Below are 19,311 nucleotides of genomic sequence, written 5' to 3' on the forward strand. Positions count from 1 at the left end.
CAATTAAACAACCTTTATCGGAATGGATATAGTAAATGTGCTACCCTGCTGTCGTTGACTTGTGACGTCAATTTTACCCGCCAGTATTCCTACGACGGAGTTGTGTACTACGCTTAAACCTAGACCTGTTCCCCCTCCTCCCATGTTCGTTGTAAAGAAAGGGTCGAAGATGCGTTTGAGGTGATTATCACTGATTCCTTTTCCATTGTCATTCACTAATATATTAATCATCCCTGGATGAATTTTAGATTCTTCAATTCGTATTTTGATAACACCAGGCGTTTCATCAAATGCATGTACCAGCGCATTCTGCACAAGATTAATCAGAACCTGCCCTAGCGGACCAGGATAAGAGTTCATAACAACTTTATCGATAATATCTATCTCAACATGATGAATGGAGCGCTTCAGCGTTGGATTCAACATAAGCATGACTTCATCCAACACCTCTGTAATACAAAACTGCCGTTTGTTCATAGAGGTTTGATCGACTGCAACTTGCTTGAAGCCTGTAATTAAAGCCGAGGCTTTTTCTAAATTGCGTAAGATAATTAAACTGGCCTCATCAGCATTGCTCACAAACTGATTTAAACTAGAACGTTTTAAGCCTTGCTCAATGTCTTGATTAAATGTTTTCACGTCCGACTTCAACGTTGAGGCCGCCATTACAGCATTGCCAATTGGCGTGTTTAACTCATGGGCAACACCAGCCACTAGCTCGCCTAAAGATGCCAATTTTTCAGATTGAATTAACTCCTCCTGCGTTTTTTTCAAGGTAACAAGCGTGTCATTGAGTTGCTGAGTGATGTTTTCACGGCTTCTAACAAACGAGACTCCAATCAATAGCGACACAATCATAATAATCACTGCTGCTATCACTAATTTAATCTGAGTATTGAGATGATTATCATGTATCCGATCGATTAGCTCAACCACACTGCCATACACATTTTCGCTCGGCACTTTTATCACTAGCGTCCAATGCACGTTGGCAAAAAACAAGGGCATGTTGAGGATGATAAATTCGTTAGAGTTCGGCTCTTTTTCTAAATCGGTAAAAAGACCTTCGCCAATCACATCGATGAACTCACCCAAACTTGTATCGAAATAATTAGATGCAATTATCCGATTATTTTGAGTCAATAGTGTTACTTGAGCATCCCCGTCAAAAATAGGGCTTGAAAGCACGAGAAGTTTTTTTTGGAGAGTTGACACATTGATATCCGCTCCCGCGATACCAATAAACTGCTCATCTTTAATGATTGGAAAGGTTAAGGAAACCATTAAAACAGGGATACCAGGAACAGTTTCCCAATAATAGGGATCTGTAACACAGGGTTGCTGTGTTTCAAAAGGGCACAAATACCACTCAGCTTTGCGTAGACCATATCTATCTATGGTTGAATCATACTTGATACTTGGATCCGGTGTTGGAACAAAAACAATGCCATCGTCTTCTCTAACCCAGTAAAGTTCAAATGTTCCCTGCTGAGAGCTTGTCTGTGGATCAAGTCGATAAAAACTATCTAAACCATCGAAGGCATTCGGTTCAAAATGCACGTAGATAGACTCTACATTTGAATGTGCGGCAAGAACAGATCTTAACATATCGCGCGCATCGCGCCGTTGCATTGGAAATTCCCAACCACTCGCTGACGCTAATATTGAAGAGACAACCAAGGGTGGTTCAAAGCCCTGCTGTAAAAGTGTTTTTATCTCCTCATTCAACGCCTGTGCCGTTGCTTGAAGTTGGTCGTTTACGTGACCACCAATAGATAACTCCGCCATTTTAATGACTTTATTTGCATTTCTCTGCGATTGATCCAAAGCAAAAAAAATCAGCAAACCCAAAGATGAAATAATAAATACTGCAACCCAAACCAAGACTCTGAACTTAATCATTTGTCCAGTTAAAGGCAGCATCATTTTTGCTCCAACCAATTAACCAAGTCATCTATTACAAGAGGCTTTGAAAACCAATAGCCCTGTCCTTGATGACAACCTTGTGCTTTGAGTGCATTGAACTGCTCCTCAGTTTCAATTCCTTCAGCGATAACATTAAGGTGAAATTTGCGTCCAAGCGCAACGATCATATCGGCAATATTTGATCCACTGTTTATCGGATTCATACAACTAACAAAGGATTTATCAATTTTAAGTTGATCCGCACTTAGCTTATCCAAATAGGATAAAGACGAGAAACCAGTGCCAAAATCATCAATTGAAATCATTACACCGAGTTTTTTCAGACGAGCCAGCTTTTCTTCAACTTCAACAGAACCCAGCACACCGACTGACTCAGTGATTTCAATATCTAGACAGTTACCACTCAAACCTGCCAACGCCAACGCATTCGAGACCACCTTCTCAAAATCAGGGTCATTAAACTGCAAGGTTGATACATTAACGGCCATTCGCACAAAAGGTTTTATGCATCGTATTCTGTGTAAATCGTCTAGCGCTTTATGTAAAACCCATTCACCTAAAGACAATATCAAACCTGACTGCTCTGCCAATGGAATAAAGACATCAGGAGATACCTGTTCATTCTGCTTATTTCGCCAGCGACACAAGGCTTCAACACCCACAACCTGATGTGTATTAAGATCTACTTGAGGTTGATACATGAGCGTAAACATTTGATTATCAAGAGACTCTTTTAGCTCTGATAGCATCATAGAGCGATCTCTTAACTCATCCACCATTCTGGTATTAAAATAAACTAACTGACTAACTCCTTTCTTCTTAGCCCGCTTTAAGGCAATTGTTGCATTTGCTACCAACTCGTTTGCAGTAGAACCCGTGTCTGGGAAAGACACACCAGCGCAGAAGGTGAGTAAGCGCCATACGTCTTTAACATTAATGGGTTTAGAAATATCGAGTATTAAATCCTGTATGCAGGCATTTGAATCAACAACCAATGCAAACTGATCAGCCCAAAGCCTCCCTGCCTTTAAAACATTAGGATGATGCTGATAGCGTTCAGCTAAAGCACATAAAAGCGTGTCTCCGTAATCAATACCAAATGTATCATTCAGCATCGAAAACTGATCTAGATCTATCAGCAACAATGCCCCAGTCTCAGGAATCCCTTTATTTAAATACTCAATTAAGCCATTACGATTGAGTAGCCCAGTTAAGGTATCTTCATAAGCAATTCTTTTAAGCTGCTCTAGTAAACTCAAGTTTTTTGCGCACAAGCTAATATTATGAGTAAACATTTTAACCATGCGTAACTCATCTTCTCCAACTGAAGTTGGCGTATCCAAATACACAACATACCGTGCATGAGACTCTGGCTCAAAATAAAAGCAAGATACTCCATCAGATAAGATATTTTCTCTTTGTTCAAAGCACTTATGGACCTGTTGCCAAATCAAACTTTTTTCAAATTCTGTTGTTTGTCCCATCCACTGTGCATAACGTCCTGCACTGGCAATCACCTTGACCGGCATATGGCTATCTGAAGCAGTATCTGCGGTATAGGCACCAAAGCAAACCAGTCCATCTGGATCAACCCCCATAAAGCCTGCGAGCTGAGTGATTACCCCCTCAGCAAACTCGTGTAAACCCTCCTTGAGCATCAGGTTGTTTGTGGATTGGATAATACGTGTCAATCCCTGACGATTGTGATCTAAACGAACCAATTGGTTATAGCTACGAAGCGCGGTAATAATAGCCGTATAGAGTTTTTCGCGCGTTAATTCACTTTTTGTTTTGTAATCATTGATGTCGTATTTAGAAATGGTATCGAGTTCAGGCGCATAGCCAGGTTGTCCGGTTCTCAAGATAATACGGACGTTTTGCAAATCTAAGATTTCCCGAATTTGGCGAACAAGAAGTAAACCTGCCTCTTCGGATTCCATCACAACATCAAGTAAAATCACTGCAATATCGGGTTCATTAGATAGGCAGTCAAATGCCTCTTCTGATGTATAGGCATGTAAAAAAACAGGAGAAGCACCGTCAAAGGTTTGACCACGCAAGGCAAGCTCCGTGGCGAGATGAACGTCCTCATCATCATCAACTATTAATATTTTTCGAACCAAGTAGCGTGAGTTTGTTCCAGCCAGTGATGCTGCAGGCTCATCCTCGTCCGCAAATTCAATCAAATCATCATCGACCACACACCACCTCGGCAAAATTGCTTTTGATTTTCAATACGAATTTAGCACTAAAATAGATGAATTTACTATCTCGATGAGTCGGGATTCACAATAAACCGAAAAAAATCGAATCCGTCGTGCACTCTGGCAGCTCGCAGAGTAAAATCACAACTATTTACTTTTAACTGAATAATCAATGTAGAGCGTTATGACTCAAGCACAGACATTTTCTGACCATGCCTTAGGCCCTAGAGAAGAGCTCTTTAAATATGACACCCATTACACCCTGCTTGGAACAGCTCATGTCTCAAAGGCCAGTGCTGATGAAGTAAGGCACTTGATACAGTCTGGTGAATTTGATGCCGTTGCAATTGAGCTGTGTCCTGGTCGTCTAACCTCGATGAAAGATCCTGATGCCTTAGCTAAGATGGATCTTTTTCAAGTCATAAAAGCAGGTAAAGCTGGCATGGTAGCGGCGAATCTTGCAATGGGGGCCTTTCAACAACGCGTTGCTGAAGAATCAGGCATTGCACCCGGTGAAGAGATGAAAGTCGCTATTGAAGAAGCTGAAAAACAACAGATTCCTCTATTGGTCATTGATCGAGATATCGGTATTACACTAAAGCGCGTATATCGGAGTGTGCCTTGGTGGCAACGAATGAATCTAGTTTCCGGTCTAATTGCCAGTCTAGTAACAAAAGAAAAAGTCAGTGCTGATGAAATTGAACGCTTAAAGCAAGGTGACGTATTAGAATCCACCTTTAGTGAGTTTGCTGAGCAATCTGAACACCTTTACCAAGCGCTAATCGCCGAACGCGACCATTATATGGCGCTGAGACTCGCTCAAGAAAATGGAGACAGCCGCTTTAAGCGTGTATTGGTGGTAATCGGTGCGGGTCATCTGAAAGGAATGAGCGATAACCTACGCGGCCACCTCCCTGAAAACCCATCCGAACAACTGACAATACTCGAGCAAGTGCCCCCGGGAAGCCAATGGACCCGCTTCATCCCTTGGATCATCATGGTTTTAGTGTTAGCCGGATTTGCGATAGGCTTTAGCCGAAACACCGATCTTGGCCTACAAATGGTACTTGACTGGGTTGTCATCAATGGCGGATTGGCCGCATTAGGCGCTCTGATTGCCAAAGCTCACCCTGTCACTATTATCGGAACCTTCTTTGCAGCCCCCTTCACATCACTCAACCCAACCATCGGTGCAGGGATGGTCGCAGCCGGCATAGAGATTGCCATGCGCAAACCCACCGTGGGTGATTTTTCGAAGCTACGCCAAGATGTAACCGAAATGAAAGGCTGGTGGCGTAACCGTGTCTCTAGGACCTTATTGGTATTCATGCTGGCCACTTTAGGATCAGCGATGGGAACTTATATTGGTGGTTTTCGAATTTTCGGTCAGCTAACAGGAGGTTAAGCGACCATGACAATCAAGGCAACAGGGCTCAGCCGCTTTTACTATGCAACCTGCTATTCGTTAAAAGGACTGGTCGGGGCTTATCGCAGTGAACCGGCTTTTCGTTACGAAACCTGGATAGTCTGCGGGCTCACCCCTTTTGCCTTTCTATTGGCTCAGTCAACGGTAGAGCTAATACTTCTAATTGCCAGCTTATTGCTGATTCTGATTTTTGAATTGATCAACACGGCTATTGAAGCCGTTGTTGATCGAGCAGGCAAAGAACATCATGAGTTAGCTGGGCTTGCAAAAGATACGGGCTCAGCTGCTGTGTTTTTGTGTCTATTATTAGCCACTTTTGTATGGGGCGCTCTAGTATGGCAAAACGTTATCAGCTCCATCTAATTTCAAATATTAAACAACTGCATCTAAAACAGTATTAGCCCATTCACAGCTACTAAAATAATAGCGATTAAGCTGTTTAACCGTTTTTTGATTAACACCGTTTAACTGTGCCGTTTCATACGCAATCGTTAACTTAAGAATTTTACCCAACTGCCCCTGCCGATAAAGAATCGCAACTTTCACTTCCTCGGTCAAAGCAAGTTGTTCACACAAGGACTCAAGTGACTCATCAAGCAGCAGATCCATCATGGATAAAATGCCAACCATGAAAGCTGTGCTGGCACCCTCTTTTAGTGCAGAAGTCGCAATTTTTTCGCACATGGACGCTCGAATAAGCGCTCTGGGCAAGATCAGAGTGTTACAAGGATGGTTATCTGCCAGCATCAGAGTGGTCACTAAGTTGCGTACCTGCTTAAACCCCAGCATCAGCAAAGCTTGACGAATGCTGCTAATCTCCATTTGACGACGATAAAATGCGGAGTTAGACAAGCGTAATATCCGAAGACACAACTGGGCATCCTGCGCAATTAAATGCTCAAGCGCATCAAAGTCTGGCTCTGGCTGCTGTAATGCCGCCAATAGTCTTAATTGAGCGGCACGATTATTCGCTCGTCTACGTACCGTTGCCGCCTTGACTTCGGGCTTGGCATAGAAATACCCCTGAAACAGAGTAAAGCCCAACTCAACGCATTGCATAAACGTGTCGAGATCTTCGACTTTTTCGGCCAAGAGCACCAAACCACGTCGCTTATACTCTTCTAACTGATTTGCGCTGGGGACTGATGATAGAACATCCAACTTGATAATATGGGCAAGATCTAGGAGAGGCTGTGTCTCTTCCGTTAGAACGAAGTCGTCCAGAGCAATCGTAAAGCCTTGATCACGTAGTTTTGTAAGAGCTGCAATGATCTCTTTATCACCTTCGACATCTTCTAAAATCTCGATGACAACCTGCTGATTGCACGGCGGCAGCAACTCTGCTTTTAATAACCAATCACGAGGGGCATTAAAAAAGACAAGGCGTTTTCCAACCAGCGCTTCAATACCTGTCTCGTAAAAAGCGGCATTGCAGACCCGAGCTGTCGCCATAATAGGGTCATCGATAAATGCTGAAGTCGCGTCTGAGCTTGAACGATAAAGCAGTTCATCGGCAACATGTTTCATTGATGAGTCACAGATAGGTTGAAGCGCTACACAGTACTCACTCACTGCTGATCCACCATAGGTCTTATTACCTTCCTTGAATATACATTGGTCTAGGAAACCAGATTACCTTCTAATATACAATATTTTAACCGAATCTTAACTTAACAAACCTCAAAGAGACTCACTCGTATGGTTGGTTATCCACCAGTCATATTCATGAATCGCACTATTTGCACATCTCCATCGGTCGTAAAGTGATGTTTTTCAGGCTTAAGATCCATAGCTGAAATAATAGCATCGATCAAAGGTTGATTGTCACTAGGGTTATCCCTAAGAATGGGTCGTAAGTCCAATGAATGTTCATTCCCCAGACATAGCAGTAAACGCCCTTCAACCGTTACTCTAACTCGATTGCAATCGCCACAGAAGTTATGACTATGTGGCGAAATAAAACCAATGCGGCTTTTTGAGTCTGGCATTGAATAATAACGTGAAGGGCCTCCCGTATGAACAGATAATGCCGTGAGCGGGTAGATTGCATCTATCAAGCCACGAACCTCATCGCTTGAGCAATAGGTCTCGTCGCGACCATGGTCAGAAATATGACCTAAGGGCATCTCTTCAATAAAACTAATGTCAATCTGCTTATTTCTGACAAAATTAACCAAATCCAGAATTTCATCGTCATTTCGACCACGCATAATCACAGCATTCAGTTTGATTCGCTGAAAACCAGCTTCCAATGCCGCATCTATACCGGTTAACACCTTTTTTAAATCACCTATGCGCGTAATTCGCCGAAATTTTTCAGGTTGAAGGGAATCAAGGCTGACATTAAGGCGATGAAGGCCTGCATCTTTCAATGGCTTTGCAAAACGATCGAGTTGGCTACCGTTAGTGGTCATCGTGAAATCAGACAAACCCAAGGTCCCGATATAATCAACCAATTCAACAACATCACGACGAACTAAAGGCTCGCCTCCTGTCAAACGAATTTTTTCAACCCCTAAGGATGCAAATGCAGACGCAACACGACCAATTTCCTCCAAGGTGAGTACCTGATCTCGTGGTAGAAAGGTCATTTTCTCACTCATGCAATACACACAACGAAAATCACAACGATCCGTCACGGATAAACGTACATAACTCACTCGACGGCCAAACTTATCAATTAAGGGTGTGGGTACGGTAAGGCTATTCATTGGCATTCTCCCAGCGTCTTACGGCATCACTATCAGAATGACGAGCAGCAACCCAATAGTCACCCGAGCGACTGTGCTCCTTCTTCCAAAAGGGGGCCTGCGTTTTCAAATAATCCATCACGAAGTTACACGCATCAAATGCCGCTTGGCGATGCGCCGAGGCGACCGCCACTAAAACGATTGGATCTCCTGGAGTCAAACGACCGATACGATGAATAATGGTGATTGCATGCAATGGCCAACGCGCTTGAGCTGACTCGGCTATCTCATGTAATGACTGCTCTGTCATACCCGGATAGTGCTCTAGAGTTAACGCAACCACATCGGGTCGTTCATTAAAATCTCGAACATAGCCTAGAAAGTTGACGACTGCACCAACATCCCTTCTATCACAAGTGATTGCCTCTATTTCCTGTCCAGCATTAAAGACTTCTGGCTGTACACGGATACGAATCATCTCAACCTCCCGTTACTGGTGGGAAAAATGCAACCTCGTCCCCAGGCTGAACCTGCGCGTTACGATCAACCATAGTTTGATTCACAGCCACTAACAAGGAATCATTTGCAAAGGCTTGAGCTAAACACGCATCTTGCGCAGTCAACCACTGAATGATGACGCTTACTGTCACTTCATCAGGAAGGTCCTGACAATTGATCAAACATTCATCACGTTGCACCTGTTCTCTTAAGTGGGCAAAAAAACGAACGCGAATTTCAGGAGCTGATACTCTTGCCCTCGAACTAGATGTAGCCGTGGAATCTAAGATGACCGCTGATACCTCAGAACTCAGGCACCAATCACCCGACTTACCCCCACGCTTTTCTAAAACCTGTATTTCGCCAATGACCATATGCTTGTCGACCGCTTTACACATATCGTATAAGGTCAGTGCCGCCACTGACACAGAGGTCAAGGCCTCCATTTCGACTCCCGTTTGACCTGCCAACTTACAGGTCGCATACACTCTCATGCCTGGAAGTTCTGGATCGGCTTCAAACTCAACACTGACCTTTGACAGCATCAAGGGATGGCATAGGGGTATTAAATCGGAGGTACGTTTAGCCGCTTGAATACCAGCAATACGTGCCGTCGCAAGCACATCGCCTTTAGCATGGCGCTCAGTCATGATCATTTCGAGTGTTTCTGGGCGCATTTTAATAGAAGCACAGGCAGTTGCACTGCGAGCGGTAAGGGCCTTATCGGACACATCTACCATGTGCGCTTGACCTTTGGAATCGATATGCGTCAATTTAGTCATCTAATTTCCTTCAGTAAAATGCGAGGACTGCCAACCAGGAAGCCAAGTGCTAAAAGGGTAAACTGTTACTGAATCGCCTTGGTTCACTTGAGCTTGTGTGTCATGGATGCGTATGAGGCAATTCCCTTGGTGCATTGAGGTGAGAATACCGGACCCTTGACGTCCAGTCGTCACAACCTGAGCTTGCCCTTGGCTATCAAAACTAAGCACGCCGCGATGAAAATCACTTCGTCCAAGGCGGCTCTTCATAGGTTCACCCGCCTTAGCTGTTAACGTCAGCCCTTGCCAGCCCTGCTCACCTTGTAAATTCCGAATTAAAGGCTGTATAACCAACATCAGCGTGACTAGGCTTGCAACTGGATTTCCTGGCAAGCCAGCAAACAAACAACCTACAGGGGATGCCTCTGACAGCAAACGCCCAAACGCCAAAGGTCGACCAGGCCTAATCGCTAACTGCCAAAAACCAATTTGACCTAAGGCCGATACGGCTTGTTTGACATAATCCGCCTCCCCAACCGAAACACCGCCGCTGGTTAACACCAAGGTCGCCGAATGTTGAACGGACGCCAGTGCATCGATTAATAAGGGTAAGTCATCTGGCAAAATCCCCATATCCATAACCTCACAGCCTAGAGACCGGAGGCTGCTTAGCAATGTGAAACGATTGGTATCGTAAATCCCACCAGGCGAGAGTGCCTGCCCTGGTGCATGAACTTCGTCACCTGTGGAAAAAACGGCGACTTGGATGGGTTTGTAAACAGGGATCTGTGCTAAGCCTAGGGATGCCAAGAGACCGATCTGAACCGAAGATAAACGTTGTCCTGCTCGTAACAGACGGCTCCCCTCTTGGATATCTTCACCGGCTTGCCTAACGTTACTGCCTGAGATCGGCTGCTTTGCCAAAGGAATAATGAGCGTCTCTCCTTTTAGTTGGCAAACCTCCTTCATCACAACGGTATCAGCACCTTCTGGCATGGGTGCTCCTGTCGTGATTTTAAAAGCATGCCCTGGCTGTAAGGATGAGCCAGGGACCTGCCCTGCAAGAACTGTACCCTGAACAATCCAATGTTCTCTTTGACCAAGGTCACCCCCCTTCACCGCATACCCATCCATCGCCGAATTACGGTGAGGCGGAACGTTCATTGGTGACAAAACGTCCGAGGCCAGTATGCGCTGATGAGCAGACGACAGATCAATGGTTTCTATTCTGGGAGGCTGCTGAACACTCGACAATATACGTTCAACGGCCTCTTCAAGCGGCAAAAAAGGATCGGCTCCCGGTTCAATAAAATCAAAGCATGATAGTGATTGATCAGTCATAAAGCCTCACTTGTGACGCTGGGCTCATATGAGAAAGCTGGCTCATATCGAGAACAAATTGTTCAATTTGGGTAATCGAATTAATATCTAATACGGGTAGAGGGCAGTCTTGACTGAGTTCGGCCAATGAATCAGTAGCGACAGCAATGATCGTCGGGTCATTAGGATACAGCAGCGGCTTACCCACACAGGCTCGATAAAGCTCAATTTTTGGGTAGGTTTCTGCTTTAAAACCCTCTACTAAAATTAAGTCTAGCTCACTTAAGTGCAGTTGGCTGACAAGGCTGTGTAAATCAGGGAGTTCAGGCCGCGCAGACTCGATCATTAAGGCACTGCGTTTGGCCGACGCAATCAGCATTTGACTGGCGCCTGCATGACGTAATTCGTAACTGTCTTTACCCGGAATATCGACATCGAAGTCATGGTGTGCGTGCTTAATGCAACCAACCCGTAATCCACGTTCTTTTAGCCTTGGCAGCAGCTGAGTGAGCAGTGTGGTTTTACCCGTACCACTCCAAGCCGCAAAACCCAGTAAGGGGAGAGGAAACTCGCTCATATAGATGACAGGTCCTATCGTTATTATTCCAATAAACCAGCAAAGAGTATTCCATAACAAAAATGAAAAAAGTAACCGCCAATCTAAAAATAAGGTAAATCAAACCTCATTCATTTGATCTAACGAGTTAAAGTTACGCAAGCTTTCGGATTCCACGGCCACTTTAGCCATACCAATACTGGCATACCATCGGTCCGGCTTACGCTCCCCCTCCTCAAGTGCTTGTAGTAGATTTGGCAAGAGTTGGCGATGCAACATAACAACCATCGGTTGCAAAAACTCACCTTCAGCAGCAACAACAATCTTGGCATTCGATTCACAAGCCGCCTGATAAAATTGTTCAACGAGGTCTAAGGCAAGAAAAGGACCATCACAAGGAACAAACATAACCCAATCGTGCTGTGCAACCGTAAGACCTGTTGCGATACCTAGCATAGGCCCTTGGAAACCTCCTTCAATATCAGAGACCACCTGTACACCCAACGCCTGATACGCATCAATTGAACGATTGGCATTAATGATCAACTCATTAACCTGAGGCTGAAAGCGTGACAGAACTCGCTCAATCATAGGCACGCCTTGATAGTGTACCCATCCTTTATCCTGCCCGCCCATTCGCTGCCCCTGTCCTCCTGCGAGCACCACTCCACTGATACTGACGCTAGAGCGTGACGTGTTGTGATTATTACTTACCATGCAATCGCCCTTCTTTTAACACCCAAGATTCATGACACAACGCTGATAACGGCCCTGACTGATGAGCCGTTAACAGCACACCAGCGCCCTCGTCTAAAATTTGCTTAACCAGATCACTGAAACGCAAAGTTGCCTCAGTATCTAAACTTGCCGTAGGCTCATCTAGCAACCAAAAAGCGGGGCGACATAACCAAGCTCTTGCCATTGCCAAGGCTTGCCGCTGACCGCCCGACAAGGTTCTTGCCGACTGGCAAGCCAACTCCGTCAACCCTGCCCAAGACATAGCTTCTTCTAGGCGCACCGCATTTTCTTTTTTTGTCAGTCGTTGACTGTCTAGCACTAAACGCAAATTTTCTTGGACAGTTACATCAAATAAATAGGGGTGCTGATGAAGATAACAGACACGCCCATCGCCTACCTTTAGCGCATTTAAACCCACGCTTACTTTGCCACTATCGGGCTTTAACAAACCAGACAAGACCTTCATCAAAGTGGTTTTACCACTACCATTCGCACCCTGTAAATGAATTAACCGAGATGCAGGCAACACTAAACGATCCACTTGCCAAAGTGTTTTTCCACCATAGCGGATACAGATATTCTCTGCCGATAAACTTGTCATTGCGACACACCCTGTATACTGCGCCCTCGACTAATGCCAACCAATAGATTTAACAGCAATGCTAAAACCAAAAGAACAATTCCTAAAGCAATACCTTGAACATACTCGCCTTTCGTCGTTTCTAAGGCGATCGACGTCGTAATTGTTCGAGTATAACCAGCAATATTCCCCCCCACCATCATTGCACATCCCACTTCCGCAACGATACGTCCAAACGCAGCAACCAAGGCTGCCAGAACAGAAAACTTAACCTCACGTGTGATCAACCATAGGGTTTTCAGTCGCGAACAACCAAGTGTACGAGCCGTCTCCCAAGCATGCCGGGACACACCTTGGTATGCTGCGTGTAGCATTGTCACTAGCAAAGGAAAACAAATCAGAATTTGACCAATAATCATCGCAGGCTGTGTAAAAAGGAGGCGTAGATCACCAAAAGGGCCATTACGAGATAACAACAAAACAAGAATCAGGCCAATCACCACCGTTGGAATGGCCAACAGTGTATTGTTCAATGTCACAATCATCCAATGACCCGGAAACCGCCAAAAACTCAAAACAAAACCTAAGGCCAACGCAGCAGGCAAGGCTAGTAACAACGCCGTTAAAGACACCTTAAAAGAGACGAGAATAATTCCCCAAAGAGCAGCATCGCCAGACATAAGCAATGCTAATGCGTCAAAAGTAGCCTGTGAAATAGATTCCACGCAATTTTCCCCAAAGCGTCACACACAAAAAAGTGACTGACGTTAGCCTAGACACTCTTCAAGATCAATAAAAATGCCCCGTGCAAGGGCGTTTAAATGAAGCGTAAAGGAGTAAAACAGCGTTATTCAGAATGTGCAGAAGCAAAAAACAACGCCTCACCCTCGATTTCAAAAGCATTGATTAGAGCTTGCCCCTCAGCTGACACCAACCAATCGGATAACTGTCTTGCCACATTAACTTTCACATGAGGATGCCGGTCTGGACTAACTAAAATCACTTGGTAAGGGTTGAATAAACGCTCATCGCCTTCGTAAACAAGCGCTAAATCCAACTTACGCTTCATCGCTAACCAAGTGCCGCGATCCGTTAAGGCGTAAGCTTGTAACTCATCCGCTATGGATAACACGCGCCCCATGCCCTGCCCCACGGCACGATAGCCTGCAAAGGGTAACGTTATATTTGCCGCTTGCCAGATTTCATTTTCTTTGATGTGTGTTCCTGATTCATCGCCACGTGAAATAAACAGGGCATTACTCGTCACCATGCGCTTAAAAGCATCAACCGCACTCCTTGCCTCTTTCAAGCCTGATGGATCGCCTACTGGCCCTACAATCACAAAATCATTATACATTAATGCTTTGGGTTCAATTCCATATCCAGCAGCCACAAATGCAGCTTCAGCTTTGGGCGCGTGGGTCATCACTAAATCGACATCACCATCTTGACCTAAGCGCAGTGCAGCCCCTGTCCCCACTGATATCACTTGCACTTGTACACCCGTTTTTGCTTCAAACTCAGGCAATAAAAAGTCGAGTAGACCTGAGTTATAGGTACTTGTGGTTGTCGCTAATCGAAGCTGAGTATCCGCGAAGGACAATCCTGAATTCAAACAAAGGCCGACCAGCAGCAGTCTGAAAGTGAAACGTTTTATCATGCGTATTCCTTTTAGTTGAGCCAAGACTAAGTAACATTTGCCATGCAATACCTGCAATCTAAAGACCAGTATTTTTAAACAAACTATCCAAACCCATATAGATCGGGGTATGAAAGAAAAAACCTAGGCAAAAAACCAAAACAAGCCCTTTAAACGTAATACTATAAGTGAGACAAAATTACACATATAGAATTGAATATGAGACAATTCGCAACACCCTGTTTAAAAAATTCTGAGTAACACGATGACTTCTTCGACTCTTGATTATAACTTGTGCCGTTCAGCGTCAGTACTGGTTGTTGATGACGAATCAGGCATGCGCAGCTTTTTACAAAAAGCGCTGCAAAAACACTTTGGTTTAGTTGAGGTTGCAGGGAGCATCGACCTGGCCGAAGAAATTCGACGCCGCTGTCATTTTGATCTACTCATTGTTGATGTGAAACTACCTGGGCGCTCGGGGATTGAATGGCACGAAGCTCTCGATGACCCCAATCGACATTCAGATGTTATTTTCATGACGGCATATGCGGAATTAGACACAGCCATTCAAGCCCTACGTGTCGGTGCAGCTGACTTTATCCTCAAGCCCTTTCGACTTGAGCAAATGATGAATGCTGTCATGCGTGTGCTAAAGCGTAGGCAGCTCGCCCGGGAAAACTTTTTATTGCGCCGAGAAGTCACGCGCTATCTTGAATCGGAAACGCCCATGCTCGGCAACAGCAACGTTATCAAGCGCCTTGATGCCGTTATCCGTCGTGTTGCACCAACACCCTCAGCTGTTTTAATTGAAGGTGAGTCTGGTACAGGCAAGGAGCTGGTTGCGCGTGCACTGCACCAACACTCAGGACGAGAAGGTCCCTTTGTTCCAGTCAACTGCGGTGCCATCTCACCCGAGCTTCTTGAAGCAGAACTGTTTGGTCATACTAAAGGCGCCTTTACCGGAGCGGATCGAGCGCGCGAAGGTCTGTTTACCTATGCTGGCGGCGGGACTCTATTTTTAGATGAAATAGGTGAACTGCCTTTAAGCATGCAGGCCAAACTCTTGCGGGTATTGGAGCAAAAAACCATTCGCCCGGTTGGGAGCGAACGGGAGATCCCTACTCAGGTCCGTATTTTAGCCGCGACAAACCGAAAGCTGAGTGAAGAAGTCAAATCCCATAATTTTCGTGAAGATTTATTTTTTCGCTTAAATGTACTGACCTTAACTCTCCCCCCTTTACGTGACCGTGTGGAAGACCTTCCACAGCTTGCTCACTATTTCTCGCGCAAGCTTTCATCTGATTTAGGACTGCCTGCTGTACCCTTTACCCATGATGACCTAAAAGCCATGCAGTCTCATAGCTGGCCGGGTAACATTCGAGAGCTCAAGAACTTTATCGAGCGTTGTATACTTTTAGGCCATCTACCACTAGATGAACTGATTCATGATGACGATGACCGAAACCTAGGCGCAGGCTACCCAAGTTGCTGGCCGTTAGAGGAAGTTGAAAAGCGACATATTTTAAGAGTACTGAGCGCATGTGAAGGCAACAAATCAGCCGCCGCTCGCCAACTCGGCGTTGCTCGCAAAACACTGGATCGTAAGTTGGCCAGTTGGATGGAAACCGACATCAGTCATCCTTCGCTCATGCACGTTGATGAATCATGATGCCTTTACCCTGGCGACGTTCCGTTAGAGGGCGCTTACTCCTTCTAATTTTAACGCCAATTTTACTCACTTTGGCGGCATTAATAGGCTTAACGGCCTATTGGACAACCACTTATACCGATCGACAGCTTTATATGAAAGTGGCTTCGGATCTTGCTGTGGCACGCAGCACATTGCAGTTAATGCAGGATCGGCAACTTGAGAATCTAGAGCTGTTAGGCCACACTTGGTCACTCCCGCCCTACTTGCTACATCATGACAGAGCCTCATTAAACGCACTGCTGCAGGACATGAAGTCACGCTATCGCGTCGATTTTTTGCGCATTTTAAGCCCTGATGAATTACTCGACCTGGCAAATACGCCATCTGGAACTCAAAACAGCGTCAATCGGTTGCAGGCAGGAGACAGCATTAAAGGGTTATCGGTCCTCACGCCTTCTGAAATGAAAGAGATTGATCCTGATTTACCACAAAAAGCCCTCACTCAAGTGATTCAGACTCCAAGAGCCAAGCCCACGGACCGCACCCTTGAAGACCGAGGCATGTTCGTCAGAACACTGCACCCCATTTTGGACGCAAACGGTCAGCTGCTCTATGTACTGGATGCAGGGTTGATGTTAAACAATAATTTGGAATTCGTGGATGAGATTCGGGATCTGGTCTATGGGCAAGATGCATTGCCCGAGAGAGGTATTGGTACCGTAACACTATTCTTGGGGGATACGCGGATCACCACAAATGTCCCTGTTGACCTTAACTACGATCTTTCGGATACAGGGTTTATCCGAGCCATTGGCACACGCATTTCGTCTGAAGTATACGATCGTGTATTAGTGGAAGAGCGAATTTGGCTCGACCGTGCTTTTGTCGTTAGCGACTGGTTTATCAGTGCATATGAGCCCTTATATGGCTTAAATAATGAACTGATTGGCGTGCTCTATGCAGGTTTCTCTGAAAGCCCTTTCTTTGAAATGTACTTACGCACCTTAGGCGAAATGGGTTTAACACTTACCTTTGTACTGCTGATCTCTGCCATTTTAGTCTGGCGCAGTGCCAACCATTTGTTCCATCCCATTCAACGGATTCATACCTCGGTGATGGCTGTTCGATCTGGATCGAACGAAACGCGGATAGGCCAGTTACGCAATGAGGATGAGTTTTCGGATCTCGCACATCAGTTTGACTCTATGCTGGACGAGCTCGATGCTCGCCAAGAAACAATTCGACAAGCCGCTGAGCGGCTAGAACAAAAAGTCAAAGAACGCACGCTTAGTTTGCAGCTCAAAACGGAAGCTCTAGAGGAGTCGATCGAGCTCTTAAAAGCAACGCGAGCCGAGCTATTTACCAAGGAAAAACTTGCCGTTCTCGGCGAGTTAACGGCTGGAATCGCACATGAAATCAACAATCCTGCAGCGGTTATTTTAGGTCACATGGATTTACTTCAGGGCGAGCTCGGTCCATCTGCTTCTTTGGTTCAAGATGAAATCGATACGGTTATTGAACAGGTCTATCGAATTAGAGCTATTATTAACAATCTCTTACAGTACTCTCGTCCGGGGCAAGTTATCGATCAACTGCACACTTTAGCCGTTAATGATGTAGTCAAGGACACACTCGCATTAGTTCGGCATGCTTTGGATAAAAAGTGTATCCAGGTTCAACAAAACTACAGCTACTTAGGGGAAATTGAAGGAAATCGCCAACAACTCCAACAGGTATTGATCAACCTGTTGTTGAACGCAGCGAATGCGATGCCCGCCGCAGGAAACATATGGGTATCAACCCATGTTTGGACAACACATGAGGGCGCGCTCGGCGTCGAAATCCGAATTCGGGACGAAGGGGTTGGTATATCTGAAGAAGTGCTGGCACGTATTTTTGAACCCTTTTTCACCACAAGAGAGAACGGAAATGGATTGGGGTTATCCATCAGCCGTTCTCTTGCACGTCGCTACGGAGGGGATATTACAGTATCCTCAACTCTCGATAACGGCAGCCAATTTAGTATTTTTTTACGAGAAAAGGCTGTTATCAATCAAGAAGATGAGGAAACCATGCGTCAGTTATTATCTGGGTTCGGAGTCGTGTAAAAGAAAAAACTTACCTCTTTACCTTCCTCAATCTGAGTCGAAGGCGGAATCACTGCCATGGCATTGCCCCAAACAGCCGAACTCAGGACACCAGAGTTCTGATTGGGGTATGCCGACAAGCACCACTGCCCGTCCTGCCAAGTGGCCTTAACCCTCACATATTCTTGACGTATCTGAGTGGTCACCGAAAACTGGGCACGACCTGTCAGCCTTAAGGGTGAGGATGGCGCACTCTCGCCCGCCAAGCGCTTAAGCACAGGAAGCACAAACACATTCGCCCCAACAAAGGTTGATACCGGGTTGCCAGGCAATCCGATAAAGGGGGTCTCTTTAACACGACCAAATGCGAGGGGTTTGCCAGGCTTCATGGCTAAGCGCCACAAGCTTAACTCACCCAGGGCTTCAACCGCTGGTTTTACGTGATCTTCTTCTCCGACAGAAACACCCCCAGTCGAAATCACAAGATCAGAACTGTCCGCCGCTTCTTCCAAAGCCGCTAGGGTTTCTTTAAAACCATCGCGGACTTGTATAAAACGAACCACTTCAGCCATATGCGTTTGCAAAAAGCCCTGCAACAAAAAACGATTCGAATTGTAAATCTGTCCTGTCTTTAAAACCTGCCCAGGTTGAACTAGCTCATCCCCCGTGGACAGAAGAGCAATACGAATTGGCATAAAAACTAAAACCTGCGCAATCCCCACACTTGCTAACAATCCTAAATGGCGGTAGTCCAAACGTGTGCCTGCTTTGAGAATGCATTTCCCTGCTTGAATATCCTGCCCTTTGGGGCGGACATTCTGACCTAAACGTATATCGCTAGGCACGCAGACATCGTCAAATGCAGTCAATACAATCTCTTCTTGCATGACCACCGTATCTGCACCCAACGGAATTTCGGCTCCAGTAAAAATGCGTGCACAGGTGCCAGGCCTTAATGGCTGGGGAGCTTGCCCTGCCGCCACTCGCTGAGAAATAGGGAGTGGCGCCCTCGCATCCGCAAAACGCAAGGCATAGCCGTCCATAGCACTGTTATCGGCTGGCGGCACATGGCAAGGAGCCACTTGATCTTCAGCTAACACTCGACCCGCCGCCGCCATTAAATCGACAATCTCAAAACGTTGTAAGGGTTCGACTGCAGACAACATACGTTGAATTGCATCATCAACAGCAGTAAGCGTATTGGCCATTATTCTCTCTGTGTGATTTCAATTGAT

General features: G+C 45.5%; 17 protein-coding genes. 4 read left to right on the forward strand and 13 right to left on the reverse strand.

The window, feature by feature from the left end; all coding sequences use genetic code 11:
- Nucleotides 1–3 precede the first annotated feature (3 nt).
- The gene (locus DN062_RS07215) at nt 4–1,926 is read right to left on the reverse strand and encodes a sensor histidine kinase (RefSeq protein ID WP_112158661.1); all 1,923 of its coding nucleotides are present in this window, start codon (nt 1,924–1,926) and stop codon (nt 4–6) included.
- The gene (locus DN062_RS07220; RefSeq protein ID WP_133256753.1) at nt 1,923–4,127 is read right to left on the reverse strand and encodes a bifunctional diguanylate cyclase/phosphodiesterase; all 2,205 of its coding nucleotides are present in this window, start codon (nt 4,125–4,127) and stop codon (nt 1,923–1,925) included. The genes DN062_RS07215 and DN062_RS07220 overlap by 4 nt, the downstream gene beginning before the upstream one ends.
- 187 nt (nt 4,128–4,314) lie before the next feature.
- On the opposite strand from DN062_RS07220, the gene DN062_RS07225 reads away from it, so the two are divergent.
- Together DN062_RS07225 and DN062_RS07230 are read left to right on the forward strand one after the other, a co-directional pair.
- Nucleotides 4,315–5,535, forward strand: coding sequence for a TraB/GumN family protein (locus DN062_RS07225; protein WP_112158663.1), 1,221 nt, complete (start codon nt 4,315–4,317; stop codon nt 5,533–5,535).
- Nucleotides 5,536–5,541: 6 nt separating this feature from the next.
- The gene (locus tag DN062_RS07230) at nt 5,542–5,919 is read left to right on the forward strand and encodes a diacylglycerol kinase (protein ID WP_112158664.1); all 378 of its coding nucleotides are present in this window, start codon (nt 5,542–5,544) and stop codon (nt 5,917–5,919) included.
- 9 nt (nt 5,920–5,928) lie between these two features.
- On the opposite strand, the gene DN062_RS07235 is transcribed toward DN062_RS07230, so the two are convergent.
- The 10 genes from DN062_RS07235 to DN062_RS07280 form a co-directional block, all read right to left on the reverse strand.
- Nucleotides 5,929–7,128: an EAL and HDOD domain-containing protein gene (locus DN062_RS07235; protein WP_205126680.1), complete on the reverse strand. Its 1,200-nt coding sequence runs from the start codon at nt 7,126–7,128 to the stop codon at nt 5,929–5,931.
- Nucleotides 7,129–7,262: 134 nt separating this feature from the next.
- On the reverse strand, nt 7,263–8,267 hold the full coding sequence (gene moaA, locus DN062_RS07240; protein ID WP_112158666.1) for a GTP 3',8-cyclase MoaA: 1,005 nt from the start codon (nt 8,265–8,267) through the stop codon (nt 7,263–7,265).
- Nucleotides 8,260–8,724: a molybdopterin synthase catalytic subunit MoaE gene (moaE, locus tag DN062_RS07245; protein ID WP_112158667.1), complete on the reverse strand. Its 465-nt coding sequence runs from the start codon at nt 8,722–8,724 to the stop codon at nt 8,260–8,262. The genes moaA and moaE overlap by 8 nt, the downstream gene beginning before the upstream one ends.
- Nucleotide 8,725: 1 nt before the next feature.
- The gene (moaC, locus tag DN062_RS07250; protein WP_112158668.1) at nt 8,726–9,526 is read right to left on the reverse strand and encodes a cyclic pyranopterin monophosphate synthase MoaC; all 801 of its coding nucleotides are present in this window, start codon (nt 9,524–9,526) and stop codon (nt 8,726–8,728) included.
- A complete protein-coding gene (moeA, locus tag DN062_RS07255) occupies nt 9,527–10,846 on the reverse strand; it encodes a molybdopterin molybdotransferase MoeA (RefSeq protein WP_112158669.1) in 1,320 nt (439 codons plus the stop codon).
- The gene (mobB, locus tag DN062_RS07260; RefSeq protein WP_112158670.1) at nt 10,839–11,402 is read right to left on the reverse strand and encodes a molybdopterin-guanine dinucleotide biosynthesis protein B; all 564 of its coding nucleotides are present in this window, start codon (nt 11,400–11,402) and stop codon (nt 10,839–10,841) included. The genes moeA and mobB overlap by 8 nt, the downstream gene beginning before the upstream one ends.
- A gap of 99 nt (nt 11,403–11,501) precedes the next feature.
- On the reverse strand, nt 11,502–12,098 hold the full coding sequence (gene mobA / locus DN062_RS07265) for a molybdenum cofactor guanylyltransferase MobA (protein WP_112158671.1): 597 nt from the start codon (nt 12,096–12,098) through the stop codon (nt 11,502–11,504).
- Nucleotides 12,088–12,720, reverse strand: a complete 633-nt coding sequence (locus tag DN062_RS07270; RefSeq protein ID WP_112158672.1) for an ABC transporter ATP-binding protein — start codon at nt 12,718–12,720, stop codon at nt 12,088–12,090. The genes mobA and DN062_RS07270 overlap by 11 nt, the downstream gene beginning before the upstream one ends.
- A complete protein-coding gene (locus DN062_RS07275) occupies nt 12,717–13,424 on the reverse strand; it encodes an ABC transporter permease (RefSeq protein WP_239995728.1) in 708 nt (235 codons plus the stop codon). Before DN062_RS07275 ends, DN062_RS07270 begins: the two co-directional genes overlap by 4 nt.
- 122 nt (nt 13,425–13,546) lie before the next feature.
- A complete protein-coding gene (locus DN062_RS07280; protein ID WP_112158673.1) occupies nt 13,547–14,359 on the reverse strand; it encodes an ABC transporter substrate-binding protein in 813 nt (270 codons plus the stop codon).
- A 244-nt stretch (nt 14,360–14,603) separates the two neighbouring features.
- Here DN062_RS07280 and DN062_RS07285 point away from each other — a divergent pair, with 244 nt between their 5' ends.
- Together DN062_RS07285 and DN062_RS07290 are read left to right on the forward strand one after the other, a co-directional pair.
- A complete protein-coding gene (locus tag DN062_RS07285; RefSeq protein WP_112158674.1) occupies nt 14,604–16,007 on the forward strand; it encodes a sigma-54-dependent transcriptional regulator in 1,404 nt (467 codons plus the stop codon).
- Nucleotides 16,004–18,097 carry a sensor histidine kinase gene (locus DN062_RS07290; RefSeq protein WP_112158675.1) on the forward strand — a complete coding sequence of 698 codons (2,094 nt, stop codon included), beginning with the start codon at nt 16,004–16,006 and terminating at the stop codon, nt 18,095–18,097. The genes DN062_RS07285 and DN062_RS07290 overlap by 4 nt, the downstream gene beginning before the upstream one ends.
- Here the strand turns inward: DN062_RS07290 and DN062_RS07295 are convergent.
- Nucleotides 18,067–19,284, reverse strand: a complete 1,218-nt coding sequence (locus tag DN062_RS07295; RefSeq protein ID WP_112158676.1) for a molybdopterin molybdotransferase MoeA — start codon at nt 19,282–19,284, stop codon at nt 18,067–18,069. The two genes, DN062_RS07290 and DN062_RS07295, sit on opposite strands and share 31 nt — an antisense overlap.
- Nucleotides 19,285–19,311: the final 27 nt, after the last annotated feature.

Origin of the sequence: Nitrincola tibetensis, from assembly GCF_003284585.1 — a bacterium.
GTDB classification, from domain to species: domain Bacteria; phylum Pseudomonadota; class Gammaproteobacteria; order Pseudomonadales; family Balneatricaceae; genus Nitrincola; species Nitrincola tibetensis.